General features: G+C 71.4%; 9 protein-coding genes and 1 pseudogene. All 10 read left to right on the forward strand.

Features of this window, described 5'->3' with window-relative positions; translation table 11 throughout:
* Nucleotides 1-52: 52 nt before the first annotated feature.
* A pseudogene (locus ABT300_RS34885) lies at nt 53-1,123 on the forward strand (carboxyl transferase domain-containing protein); the annotation flags it as partial.
* A gap of 12 nt (nt 1,124-1,135) precedes the next feature.
* Complete coding sequence (locus ABT300_RS34890; protein WP_351684527.1) at nt 1,136-3,097, forward strand: acetyl-CoA carboxylase biotin carboxylase subunit; 1,962 nt, start codon at nt 1,136-1,138, stop codon at nt 3,095-3,097.
* Nucleotides 3,094-4,041, forward strand: coding sequence for a hydroxymethylglutaryl-CoA lyase (locus ABT300_RS34895; protein ID WP_351684529.1), 948 nt, complete (start codon nt 3,094-3,096; stop codon nt 4,039-4,041). The genes ABT300_RS34890 and ABT300_RS34895 overlap by 4 nt, the downstream gene beginning before the upstream one ends.
* Nucleotides 4,042-4,048: 7 nt before the next feature.
* A complete protein-coding gene (locus ABT300_RS34900) occupies nt 4,049-5,209 on the forward strand; it encodes an acyl-CoA dehydrogenase family protein (protein ID WP_351684531.1) in 1,161 nt (386 codons plus the stop codon).
* 369 nt (nt 5,210-5,578) lie between these two features.
* Entirely contained in the window at nt 5,579-6,628 is a 1,050-nt protein-coding gene (locus ABT300_RS34905) for an ABC transporter substrate-binding protein (protein WP_351684533.1), read from the forward strand.
* Between the two features lie 68 nt (nt 6,629-6,696).
* Complete coding sequence (locus tag ABT300_RS34910; protein WP_351684535.1) at nt 6,697-7,518, forward strand: siderophore-interacting protein; 822 nt, start codon at nt 6,697-6,699, stop codon at nt 7,516-7,518.
* A gap of 180 nt (nt 7,519-7,698) precedes the next feature.
* Nucleotides 7,699-9,141, forward strand: a complete 1,443-nt coding sequence (gene desA / locus ABT300_RS34915) for a lysine decarboxylase DesA (protein WP_351684537.1) — start codon at nt 7,699-7,701, stop codon at nt 9,139-9,141.
* Nucleotides 9,125-10,408 carry a lysine N(6)-hydroxylase/L-ornithine N(5)-oxygenase family protein gene (locus ABT300_RS34920; protein WP_351684539.1) on the forward strand — a complete coding sequence of 428 codons (1,284 nt, stop codon included), beginning with the start codon at nt 9,125-9,127 and terminating at the stop codon, nt 10,406-10,408. The genes desA and ABT300_RS34920 overlap by 17 nt, the downstream gene beginning before the upstream one ends.
* The gene (locus tag ABT300_RS34925) at nt 10,405-10,965 is read left to right on the forward strand and encodes a GNAT family N-acetyltransferase (protein WP_351684541.1); all 561 of its coding nucleotides are present in this window, start codon (nt 10,405-10,407) and stop codon (nt 10,963-10,965) included. The genes ABT300_RS34920 and ABT300_RS34925 overlap by 4 nt, the downstream gene beginning before the upstream one ends.
* The gene (locus ABT300_RS34930) at nt 10,962-12,731 is read left to right on the forward strand and encodes an IucA/IucC family protein (RefSeq protein WP_351684543.1); all 1,770 of its coding nucleotides are present in this window, start codon (nt 10,962-10,964) and stop codon (nt 12,729-12,731) included. Before ABT300_RS34925 ends, ABT300_RS34930 begins: the two co-directional genes overlap by 4 nt.
* Nucleotides 12,732-12,764: the final 33 nt, after the last annotated feature.

Genomic DNA, 12,764 nt, shown 5'->3' on the forward strand with positions numbered 1-12,764 from the left:
AGGTAGAGCACTGGATAGGCGATGGGCCCTACCGGGTTACTGACCTTAGACGCAGATCGCGGCGGTCCTCGGGTCGTGCACGGCCGGCGGGGCGTATGTGCCCGCCATGAGCGACGAGGCGGTCATCGTCCGCGGTCAGGGCACCATCTTCCTGGGCGGCCCGCCCCTGGTGAAGGCCGCCACCGGCGAGGTCGTCACCGCGGAGGAGCTGGGCGGCGGCGAGGTGCACGCGCGCGTGTCGGGCGTGACCGACCATCTCGCCGAGGACGACGCGCACGCGCTGCGGATCGTGCGCACCATCGTCGCCACGCTGCCCGCGCGCGGACCGCTGCCCTGGCAGGTGCGGCCGACCGCGGAGCCCAAGGTCGACCCTTACGGGCTGACCGGCGCCGTGCCGGTCGACTCGCGCACCCCCTACGACGTGCGGGAGGTCATCGCGCGCGTGGTCGACGGCTCCCGCTTCGCGGAGTTCAAGTCCGAGTTCGGGCAGACCCTCGTCACCGGCTTCGCCCGGATCCACGGCCACCCGGTCGGGATCGTCGCCAACAACGGCATCCTGTTCTCGGAGTCCGCGCAGAAGGGCGCCCACTTCATCGAGCTGTGCGACCAGCGCGGCATCCCGCTGGTGTTCCTGCAGAACATCTCCGGCTTCATGGTCGGCAAGGACTACGAGGCCGGCGGCATCGCCAAGCACGGCGCCAAGATGGTGACGGCGGTGGCGTGCACGCGCGTGCCCAAGCTGACGGTCGTCGTCGGCGGGTCGTACGGCGCGGGCAACTACTCCATGTGCGGCCGGGCGTACTCGCCCCGCTTCCTGTGGATGTGGCCCAACGCCAAGATCTCCGTCATGGGCGGCGAGCAGGCCGCCTCCGTCCTCGCCACCGTCAAGCGCGACCAGATCGAGGCCGGCGGCCAGGAGTGGCCCGCGGCGGACGAAGAGGCGTTCAAGGACCCGATCCGCGCGCAGTACGAGCGGCAGGGCAACGCCTACTACGCGACCGCCCGGCTGTGGGACGACGGGGTCATCGAACCGCAGGAGACCCGGCAGGTGCTGGGCCTGGCCCTGACGGCCTGCGCCAACGCGCCGCTGGGCGAGCCCCGGTTCGGCGTCTTCCGGATGTGAGGAGGGGACTTCATGTTTGACACAGTGCTCGTGGCCAACCGGGGCGAGATCGCCGTCCGCGTCATCCGCACGCTGCGCGCCATGGGCGTGCGCTCGGTGGCGGTCTTCTCCGACGCCGACGCGGACGCCCGGCACGTCCGGGAGGCGGACACGGCCGTACGGATCGGCCCGCCGCCCGCCGCCGACAGCTATCTGTCCGTCGAGCGGCTGCTGGAGGCGGCCGCGCGGACCGGCGCCCAGGCCGTCCATCCGGGCTACGGCTTCCTGGCCGAGAACGCCGGCTTCGCGCGTGCCTGCGCCGACGCCGGGCTGGTCTTCGTCGGCCCGTCCGCCGAGGCCATCGCCCTGATGGGCGACAAGATCCGGGCCAAGGCCACCGTGCGGGAGGCCGGGGTCCCGGTGGTGCCGGGATCGAGCGGCAGCGGCCTGACGGACGACCAGCTGATCGCCGCCGCCCGCGAGATCGGCGTGCCCGTGCTGCTGAAGCCGAGCGCCGGCGGCGGCGGCAAGGGCATGCGGCTGGTGCGGGACACCGCGGCGCTGGCCGAGGAGATCGCGGCCGCCCGCCGCGAGGCCCGCGCCTCCTTCGGCGACGACACGCTCCTCGTCGAGCGGTGGATCGACCGCCCCCGGCACATCGAGATCCAGGTCCTGGCCGACGGCCACGGGAACGTGGTCCACCTCGGCGAGCGCGAGTGCTCGCTCCAGCGCCGGCACCAGAAGATCGTCGAGGAGGCGCCGAGCGTCCTGCTCGACGAGGCCACGCGCGCGTCGATGGGCGAGGCGGCCGTGCAGGCGGCGCGCTCGTGCGGCTACCGGGGCGCGGGCACGGTGGAGTTCATCGTGCCGGGCGACGACCCGTCGGCGTACTGCTTCATGGAGATGAACACCCGCCTCCAGGTGGAGCACCCGGTCACCGAGCTGGTCACCGGCCTCGACCTGGTGGAGTGGCAGCTGCGGGCGGCGGCGGGCGAGCCGCTCTCCTTCGGCCAGCAGGACGTCCGGCTGACCGGGCACGCGGTGGAGGCGCGGATCTGCGCCGAGGACCCCGCGCGCGGGTTCCTGCCGTCCGGCGGCACGGTGCTCAGGCTGCGCGAGCCGCAGGGCGGCGGCGTGCGCACCGACTCCGGGCTCAGCGAGGGCGCCGAGGTCGGCAGCCTCTACGACCCGATGCTGTCCAAGGTGATCGCCTACGGCCCGGACCGGGAGACCGCGCTGCGCAAGCTGCGCGCGGCCCTCGCGGACACGGTCACGCTGGGCGTGCAGACCAACGCCGGGTTCCTGCGGCGGCTGCTGGCGCATCCGGCGGTGGTGGCGGGCGATCTGGACACCGGTCTGGTGGAGCGGGAGGCGCAGTCGCTCGTGTCCACCGACGTGCCGGAAGCGGTGTACGAGGCCGCGGCGGCCGTACGCCTCGACGCCCTGCGGCCGGCAGGCGACGGCTGGGTCGACCCGTTCTCGGTGCCCGACGGCTGGCGGCTGGGCGGCGCCGCCCGGCCCCCCGCCTTCTGCCTGCGCGTCACCGACCCGGTGGCGCACACCCCGCGCGGCACGCATTCCGTCACCGGCGAGAGCGTGTCGGTGACGCTCGACGGCGTCCGGCACACCTTCCACCGGGCCGCCGACTGGCTCGGGCGCGACGGCGACGCCTGGCACGTACGCGACCACGACCCGGTCGCCGCCTCGCTCACCGGCGCCGCCCGCGCGGGCGCCGACTCGCTCACCGCTCCCATGCCGGGCACGGTGACGGTCGTCAAGGTGGCCGTCGGCGACGAGGTGGCCGCCGGCCAGAGCCTGCTGGTGGTGGAGGCGATGAAGATGGAGCACGTCATCTCCGCCCCGCACGCCGGCACGGTCGCCGAGCTCGACGTGTCGCCGGGCTCGACGGTCGCCATGGACCAGGTGCTCGCCGTCATCGCCCCGACGAGCGCCGAGGCCGCCGATCCCGCCGCCCCGGCGAAGGAGGACCGATGACACTCCCCATGGTGGTGCCGGACCCGTCCCTGCCGGCCCGGGTGCGCGTCCACGAGGTCGGCGCACGCGACGGACTGCAGAACGAGAAGACGACCGTGCCGACGGCCGTCAAGGCCGAGTTCGTGCACCGGCTCGCCGACGCGGGCCTCACCACCATCGAGGCCACCAGCTTCGTCCACCCGAAGTGGGTGCCCCAACTCGCGGACGCCGAGCAGCTGTTCCCGCTGCTGGGCGACGTGGAAGCAGCCCTGCCGGTGCTCGTGCCGAACGAACGCGGACTCGACCGCGCGCTCGCCCTGGGCGCCCGCCGGGTCGCCGTCTTCGCCAGCGCCACCGAGTCCTTCGCCAAGGCCAACCTCAACCGCACGGTGGACGAGGCGCTGGCCATGTTCGAACCGGTGGTGACCCGCGCCAGGGCCGAGGGCGTGCATGTGCGCGGCTATCTCTCCATGTGCTTCGGCGATCCATGGGAGGGCGCGGTGCCGGTCGAGCAGGTCGTGCGGGTCTGCCGCGCCCTGCTCGACCAGGGCTGCGACGAGCTGAGCCTGGGCGACACCATCGGGGTCGCCACCCCGGGCCACGTCGGGGCGCTGCTGACCGCGCTGAACGAACAGGGCGTGCCCACGGGCACGTTGGGCGTGCACTTCCACGACACCTACGGTCAGGCGCTCGCCAACACCCTCGCCGCGCTCCGGCACGGCGTCACCACCGTCGACGCGTCGGCGGGCGGTCTCGGCGGCTGTCCGTACGCCAGGTCCGCCACCGGCAACCTCGCCACCGAAGACCTCGTGTGGATGCTGCAGGGCCTCGGCATCGACACCGGGGTCGACCTCGGCCGTCTCGTCGCCACGAGCGAGTGGATGGCCGGCCACCTGGGCCGACCCAGCCCGTCCCGCACCGTACGAGCCCTCGGGCACACGACACAGCCCCACAAGGAGCAGTGACCCCGTCATGGACCACCGTCTCTCCCCCGAACTCGAGGAACTCCGCCGCACCGTCGAAGAGTTCGCGCACGACGTCGTCGCGCCCAAGATCGGCGACTTCTACGAGCGGCACGAGTTCCCGTACGAGATCGTCCGCGAGATGGGCCGTATGGGCCTGTTCGGGCTGCCGTTCCCGGAGGAGCACGGCGGCATGGGCGGCGACTACCTGGCCCTCGGCCTCGTGCTGGAGGAACTGGCGCGGGTCGACTCGTCGGTCGCGATCACCCTGGAGGCGGGCGTCTCGCTGGGCGCCATGCCGATCCATCTCTTCGGGACGCCGGAGCAGAAGCGGGAGTGGCTGCCGCGTCTGTGCTCCGGCGAGATCCTGGGCGCGTTCGGGCTGACCGAGCCGGACGGCGGCTCGGACGCGGGCGCGACGCGCACGACGGCCCGTCTCGACCCCGACACGGACGAGTGGGTCATCAACGGTTCCAAGTGCTTCATCACCAACTCGGGCACGGACGTCACCGGACTGGTCACCGTCACGGCGGTCACGGGGCGCAAGCCCGACGGCAAGCCGCTGATCTCGGCGATCATCGTGCCGTCCGGCACGCCGGGCTTCACGGTCGCGGCGCCCTACTCGAAGGTCGGCTGGAACGCCTCCGACACGCGTGAGCTGTCGTTCTCCGACGTGCGCGTGCCTTCGGCGAACCTGCTGGGCGAGGAGGGGCGCGGGTACGCGCAGTTCCTGCGGATCCTCGACGAGGGGCGCATCGCCATCGCGGCGCTGGCCACCGGGCTCGCGCAGGGCTGTGTGGACGAGTCGGTGAAGTACGCGAAGCAGCGGCATGCGTTCGGCCGTCCGATCGGCGCCAACCAGGCCGTCCAGTTCAAGATCGCCGACATGGAGATGAAGGCCCACACGGCCCGCCTCGCGTGGCGGGACGCGGCCTCACGGCTGGTGGCCGGCGAGTCCTTCAAGAAGGAGGCCGCGCTGGCGAAGCTGTACTCGTCGACCATCGCCGTCGACAACGCCCGTGACGCCACCCAGGTGCACGGCGGTTACGGCTTCATGAACGAGTACCCGGTGGCCCGGATGTGGCGCGACTCCAAGATCCTGGAGATCGGCGAGGGCACGAGCGAGGTCCAGCGGATGCTGATCGCCCGCGAGTTGGGCCTGACGGGCTGATCCGGCGGGGGCCGCTCCCCCGCCCCCCTCGATGCCGTGTCGCGTTCGGAGTTGGCCGGAAGAGGCCCTGCACTCCGCGCCCCACGCGCACTCACGCCGGACGACTCCCCTGCCGCGGCGGCTTCGTGGACGCATCACGAGGCCGCCGCGGCGTTCTGCGCTTCGCCGGGAAAAGGGGCCGTGCGCACCCGGTCCGCTCCGCTGACGCGCTCTCCGCCTTCGATGCACAGGCTGTGCACAGACAACGGGCCGCCGCCGCTTTGGGCGTCCCGTACTTCGAGGCCGCCTTCTGGACATCAGATGAGGTTAGGCTAACCTACCTTCGAACCGTCCTCGGGTGATCCACCCCGTCCGAAAGTAGCCAGAGACATGCCCAACGCCAGAGCCGCCCGCCTCTCCCGCCGCGGCATCCTCGCCGCCGGCGGCGCCCTCGGCCTCGGCGCCGCGCTCGCAGCCTGCGGAGACGACGACGCGAAGAGCACGGGCTCCGGTTCGCCGGCGAGCGCCTCTGCCAAGTCCGGCCCCTGGAGCTTCAAGGACGACCGCGGCACCACGGTGAAGCTGGACGCGATCCCCGCGAACATCGTCGCCTTCACCGGCGTCGCCGCCGCCCTCTTCGACTACGGCATCCAGGTCAAGGGCGTCTTCGGCCCCACGAAGACCGCCGCGGGCAAGGCCGACGTCCAGGCCGGCGACATGGACGTCAGCAAGGTGACGGTGCTCGGCAACGTCTGGGACGAGTTCAACGTCGAGAAGTACGCGGCCCTCGCACCCGACGTCCTCATCTCCACGATGTTCGACGACGCCGGAACCCTCTGGTACGTCCCCGAGGCGTCCAAGGACAAGATCGCCAAGCTCGCCCCGAGCGTCGGCATATCGGTCTACGACCGTCAGCTGACCGCTCCGTTGCAGCGCATGTGGGAGCTGGCCGAGTCGCTCGGCGCCGACATGAAGGCCGCCGCGGTCACCGACGCGAAGAAGAAGTTCGAGGCCGCCGCCGCCCGGCTGCGCGCCGCCGCCAAGGCCAAGCCCGAGATCAAGGTGATGGCCGGCTCCGCGAGCGCCGAGCTGTTCTACGTCTCCGGCACGAACCTCTCGATCGACCTGGAGTACTTCAAGTCCCTCGGCGTGAACTTCGTCGAGCCGCCGGAGAGCGCCAAGGCCCAGGGCGGCGGCTGGTACGAGTCGCTGAGCTGGGAGAACGTCGACAAGTACCCGGCCGACATCATCATGATGGACGACCGCTCCTCGACCATCCAGCCCGCCGACGTCACCGAGGCGACCTGGAAGAAGCTGCCCGCGGTGAAGGCCGGTCAGGTCATCGCGCGCTCCCCCGAGCCGATCCTGTCGTACGACAAGTGCGTACCGCTGCTGGAGAACCTCGCCGCCGCGCTGGAGAAGGCGAAGAAGGTCTCCTGACCCCCGGGCGGCTCGGGTGAACGCAGGCGAGCCGCCTCCCTCCCTCCCCCGCTGACAGGAGCACCCTCGTGACCACCGCCGTCGCCGCGCCCTTCCGCTTCTTCTCCCTCCAGGTCGCGCGCGCCCGGCGGCTCGGCTCCTCGCTCGTGCGGGTCACCTTCGCCGGGGAGGATCTGCGGCACTTCCTCTCCGACGGGCGGGACCAGTCGCTGTCGCTGTTCCTGCCGCACCCGGGGCAGCGCGACCCGCAGGTGCCCCACGAGCTGGGAGACGGCTGGTGGCAGGCGTGGCGCGAACTGCCGGACGGGGTGCGGGCGGTGATGCGGTCGTACACCCTGCGCGCCCTGCGTCGCGACGCGCTCGGACGCACCCGGGAGATCGACGTCGACTTCGTGCTGCACACCCCGGCCGGTCCCGCCTCCGCCTGGGCGGCCTGCGCCGCCCCCGGTGACCGGGTCGTCCTGCTGGGCCCCGCCGTGGCGGACAACCGGGCGATCCGGTTCCGGCCGCCGCGCGACGCCGACCTGGTGCTGCTGTGGGGCGACGAGAGCGCCCTTCCGGCCGTCGCCTCGATCCTGGAGTCCCTGCCGGCCGGGCAGCGCGCCCGGGTGTGGCTGCAGACGCACGACGCGGGCAACGTGGCGGAGTTGGCGACGGCTGCGGACGCCGAGGTCGCCTGGGTGGTCGGGGAGGGCTCCGTCGACGCCGTCCGCGCCGCCCGCATCCCGGCCGCCGAGCGTCCGTACGTCTGGATCGCGGGCGAGTCGGGGAGCGTGAAGGCGCTGCGGCGGCACTTCGTCCAGGAGCGCGGCGTCGACCGGCGCCGGGTCGCCTTCGTCGGGTACTGGCGCCGGGGCATGAGCGAGGAACAGCTCCGCGAGGCGGAGTAGACGCCCCGACCACCGCGCCCCCGCGGGCAGTCGCGCGGGGGCGCCGACGTGATCACGGTCACGGCGTCGGCATGACCCTGATCGCCTAACTTAGGTTAGGCTACCCTAAGTTGAATCCCTGGTTCCGCCTCTTCGCCGTCCACCCGCGGACCCCGTCCCCACCCCCGGAGGACCCCCACCATGCGCTCGCACCTGCTCAATGACACGACCGCTGAGCAGTACCGCCGCTCCGTGACCGAAGGAGTGGAGCGGGTCGCCGCCAAACTGGCCGCCACCCGGCAGCCGTTCACCGGCATCACGGTCGACGCCCTCGCCCCCCGCATCGACGGGATCGACCTCGACCGGCCGCTGGGCGACACCGCCGCCGTGCTGGACGAGCTGGAGGACGTCTACCTCCGCGACGCGGTCTACTTCCACCACCCCCGCTATCTCGCCCACCTCAACTGCCCGGTCGTGATCCCCGCCGTGCTGGGCGAAGCAGTCCTGTCCGCCGTCAACTCCTCCCTGGACACCTGGGACCAGTCGGCCGGCGGCACCCTCATCGAGCGCAAGCTGATCGACTGGACGACCGGCCGCATCGGCCTCGGACCCGCCGCCGACGGCGTGTTCACCTCCGGCGGCAGCCAGTCCAACCTCCAGGCCCTGCTGCTCGCCCGCGAGGAGGCGAAGGCCGACTCCCCCGCGAGACTGCGCGTCTTCACCTCCGACGCCAGCCACTTCAGCGTGCAGAAGTCCGCGAAGCTGCTGGGCCTCGCACCGGACGCCGTGGTCTGCGTCCCCGTCGACCACGACAAGCGCATGCAGACCGTCGCGCTCGCCCGCGAGCTGGAGCGCTGCAAGCGCGACGGACTCGTCCCGATGGCCGTCGTCGCCACCGCCGGCACCACCGACTTCGGCTCCATCGACCCGCTGCCCGAGATCGCAGAGCTGTGCCAGCAGTACGGCGCCTGGATGCACGTCGACGCCGCCTACGGCTGCGGGCTCCTCGCCTCCGTGAAGCACCGGGACCGCATCGACGGCATCGAACGCGCCGACTCCGTCACCGTCGACTACCACAAGTCCTTCTTCCAGCCCGTGAGTTCGTCCGCGCTGCTGGTGCGGGACGCGGCCACGCTGCGGCACGCCACCTACCACGCCGAGTACCTCAACCCGCGCCGCATGGCAGACGAACGCATCCCCAACCAGGTGGACAAGTCGCTGCAGACCACCCGCCGCTTCGACGCGCTCAAGCTGTGGATGACCCTGCGGACCATGGGAGCCGACGGCATCGGACAGCTCTTCGACGAGGTCTGCGACCTGGCCGCCGAGGGCTTCGACCTGCTGGCCGCGGACCCCCGCTACGACGTCGTGGTCCAGCCGTCGCTGTCCACCCTCGTCTTCCGCTACATCCCCGCGGCCGTCACCGACCCGGCCGAGATCGACCGGGCCAACCTCTACGCCCGCAAGGCCCTGTTCGCCTCCGGCGACGCCGTGGTCGCCGGCACCAAGGTCGGCGCCCGCCACTACCTGAAGTTCACCCTGCTCAACCCCGAGACGACGACCGACGACATCGGGGCCGTCCTCGACCTGATCGCCGGCCACGCCGAGCAGTACCTGGGAGACTCCCTTGACCGCGCTTCCTGAGCCCGCCCCCGTGACCCGGGTCCACGACTTCGTGGGCATCGGGCTCGGCCCGTTCAACCTCGGCCTCGCCTGCCTGACCGAGCCGATCGACGCGCTCGACGGCGTCTTCCTGGAGTCCAAGCCGCACTTCGAGTGGCACTCCGGAATGTTCCTGGACGGCGCCCACCTGCAGACCCCGTTCATGTCGGACCTGGTCACGCTGGCCGACCCGACCTCCCCGTACTCCTTCCTGAACTACCTGAAGGCGAAGGGCCGGCTCTACTCGTTCTACATCCGCGAGAACTTCTACCCGCTGCGCGTCGAGTACGACGACTACTGCCGCTGGGCCGCCGACCAGCTCAGCAGCGTGCGGTTCTCCACCACCGTCGCGGAGGTGACCTACGAGGACGAGCTGTACGTCGTGCGGACGACCGCCGGCGAGGAGTTCCGCGCCCCGCGCCTCGTCCTCGGCACCGGCACGCCCCCGTACGTCCCCGAGGCCTGCGCGGGACTGGGCGGCGACTTCACGCACAACTCGCGCTACCTCCATCACAAGGCGCAGCTGCAGAAGAAGGAGTCGATCACGCTGGTCGGCTCCGGACAGTCCGCCGCCGAGATCTACCACGACCTGCTCAGCGAGATCGACGTCCACGGCTACCGGCTGAACTGGGTCACCCGCTCCCCGCGCTTCTTCCCGCTCGAGTACACCAAGCTCACGCTGGAGATGACCTCGCCGGAGTACGTCGACTACTTCCGCGAGCTGCCGGAGGAGACCCGCTACCGGCTCACGGCCGAGCAGAAGGGCCTGTACAAGGGCATCGACGGCGATCTCGTCGACGAGATCTTCGACCTGCTCTACCGGAAGAACCTCGGCGGCCCGGCCCCCACCCGGCTGCTCACCAACTCCTCGCTCACCGGCGCGGCCTACGCCGACGGCGCGTACACGCTGTCCTTCCGCCACGAGGAGCAGGGCAGGGACTTCGAGCTGACCTCGCAGGGGCTCGTCCTCGCGACCGGCTACCGGTACGCCGAGCCGGAGTTCCTCGCGCCGGTCCGCGACCGACTGCGCTACGACTCCCGGGGCAACTTCGACGTCGGCCGCAACTACGCCGTCGACGTCACCGGCCGGGGCGTGTTCCTGCAGAACGCGGCCGTCCACGCGCACAGCGTCACCTCGCCCGACCTCGGCATGGGCGCCTACCGCAACAGCTGCATCATCCGCGAGCTGCTCGGCAGCGAGTACTACCCCGTCGAGAAGACCATCGCGTTCCAGGAGTTCGGCGTATGAACACCGTCACCGCCACGGCCGCCGTCGGACGGCTGGCCTTCCGCCCCCTCGACCCCCTGCGGGACGCCGAGCTGCTGCACCGCTGGGTGACGCACCCGAAGGCCGCCTACTGGATGATGCAGCAGGCGCGGCTCGTCGACGTCGAGCGGGCCTACATGGAGATCGCCGCCGACGAGCACCACCACGCCCTGCTCGGCCTGCACGACGGCGAGCCCGCCTTCCTCATGGAGTACTACGACCCCCGCCACCGCGAGCTGGTCGGCCTGTACGAGCCGCGGCCCGGGGACGTCGGCATGCACTTCCTGGTCGCCCCCGCCGACCGGCCCGTGCACGGGTTCACGCGCGCCGTGATCACCGCCGTCGTGGCCCGGCTCTTCGAGGACCCGGCCGTCGACCGCGTCGTCGTCGAGCCGGACGTGTCCAACAAGGCCGTGCACGCGCTGAACGAGGCCGTCGGGTTCGTGCCCGAGCGCGAGATCCACAAGCCGGAGAAGCAGGCGCTGCTGAGCTTCTGCACCCGCGAGCAGTTCGCCTCGGCCACGGGGGTGACGGCATGAGCCTCGCCGACGCCGTGACCCACCTCTCCCCCGAGCGCTGGGAGCAGGCAGGCCGCCTGCTCGTGCGCAAGGCCCTCGCGGAGTTCGCCCACGAACGCCTGATCACCCCCGAGGAGCAGGACGGCCGGTACGTCGTCCGCAGCGACGACGGGCAGACGGCGTACCGCTTCACCGCCGTCCGCCGCGCCCTGGACCACTGGCAGGTGGACGCCGGCTCGATCACCCGCACCCGCGACGGCGTCGAACTCCCCCTGGAGGCACTGGACTTCTTCGTCGAGCTGCAAAAGACGCTGGGCCTCAGCGACGCGATCCTGCCGGTCTACCTGGAGGAGATCTCCTCGACCCTGTCCAGCACCTGCTTCAAGCTGACCAAACCGGCGCTCACGTCGGCGGAACTGGTCAGGAGCGGCTTCCAGGCCATCGAGACCGGGATGACCGAGGGCCACCCGTGCTTCGTCGCCAACAACGGGCGGCTCGGCTTCGGCGTCCACGAGTACCTGTCGTACGCCCCGGAGACGGCGAGCCCGGTCCGGCTGGTGTGGCTGGCGGCCCACCGCTCACGGGCCGCGTTCACCGCGGGCGTGGGCATCACGTACGAGTCGTTCGTGCGCGCGGAACTGGGCGACGAGACGGTCGACCGGTTCGACGCGATCCTGCGCGAGCGGGACCTGGACCCTTGCGACTACCTGCTCATCCCCGTCCACCCCTGGCAGTGGTGGAACAAGCTCTCCGTCACCTTCGCGGCCGAGATCGCCCGCGGGAACCTGGTGTGTCTCGGCGAGGGCGACGACGAGTACCTGGCGCAGCAGTCCATCCGGACGTTCTTCAACCGGTCCCACCCTGAGAAGCACTACGTCAAGACGGCCCTGTCCGTGCTCAACATGGGCTTCATGCGGGGGCTGTCGGCCGCCTACATGGAGGCGACCCCGGCCATCAACGACTGGCTGGCCCAGCTCATAGACGGCGACCCCGTGCTGAGGTCGAGCGGTCTGTCGATCATCCGGGAGCGGGCGGCCGTCGGCTACCGGCACCTGGAGTACGAGGCCGCCACGGACCGCTACTCGCCGTACCGCAAGATGCTGGCCGCACTGTGGCGTGAGAGCCCCGTCCCCTCCCTCCGGGACGGCGAGTCGCTCGCGACCATGGCCGCGCTGCTGCACGTCGACCACGAGGGCAGGTCGGCTGCGGGCGCGCTGATCGAGCAGTCCGGGCTGCGCCCCACCGCGTGGCTGCGCGCCTACCTGGAGGCGTACTACACGCCGTTGCTGCACTGTTTCTACGCCTACGACCTGGTCTTCATGCCGCACGGCGAGAACACCATCCTGGTGCTCAGGGACGGCGTCGTGCAGCGGGCGGTGTACAAGGACATCGCCGAGGAGATCGCCGTCCTGGACCCGGACGCGGTGCTGCCGCCCGAGGTCCGGCGCATCCGCGTCGAGGTGCCCGACGACACGAAGCTGCTGTCCGTCTTCACGGACGTCTTCGACTGCTTCTTCCGCTTCCTCGCCGCCGGCCTCGCCGACGAGGGGATCCTGGAGGAGGACGACTTCTGGCGCACGGTCGCCGAGGTCACCCGCGCCTACCAGGAGGCGCACCCCGAACTGGCCGACAGGTTCCGCCAGTACGACATGTTCGCCCCCGAGTTCGCCCTGTCCTGCCTCAACCGGCTCCAGCTGCGCGACAACCAGCAGATGGTGGACCTCGCGGACCCGTCGGGCGCCCTCCAGCTGATCGGTGCCCTGAGAAATCCCGTCGCAGGGTTCTGATCGAGGCGTCGGGCGCCCCCGGGCACGGTCCCC

Source organism: Streptomyces sp. NPDC001027, assembly GCF_040299045.1.
Taxonomy (GTDB): Bacteria; Actinomycetota; Actinomycetes; order Streptomycetales; family Streptomycetaceae; genus Streptomyces.

Coding starts and splice junctions, on each gene's coding strand:
- ABT300_RS34890 (WP_351684527.1), top strand. CDS start 1,136: ATGTTTGACACAGTGCTCGTGGCCAACCGGGGCGAGATCGCCGTCCGC.
- ABT300_RS34900 (WP_351684531.1), top strand. CDS start 4,049: ATGGACCACCGTCTCTCCCCCGAACTCGAGGAACTCCGCCGCACCGTC.
- ABT300_RS34930 (WP_351684543.1), top strand. CDS start 10,962: ATGAGCCTCGCCGACGCCGTGACCCACCTCTCCCCCGAGCGCTGGGAG.
- ABT300_RS34895 (WP_351684529.1), top strand. CDS start 3,094: ATGACACTCCCCATGGTGGTGCCGGACCCGTCCCTGCCGGCCCGGGTG.
- ABT300_RS34905 (WP_351684533.1), top strand. CDS start 5,579: ATGCCCAACGCCAGAGCCGCCCGCCTCTCCCGCCGCGGCATCCTCGCC.
- desA (WP_351684537.1), top strand. CDS start 7,699: ATGCGCTCGCACCTGCTCAATGACACGACCGCTGAGCAGTACCGCCGC.
- ABT300_RS34925 (WP_351684541.1), top strand. CDS start 10,405: ATGAACACCGTCACCGCCACGGCCGCCGTCGGACGGCTGGCCTTCCGC.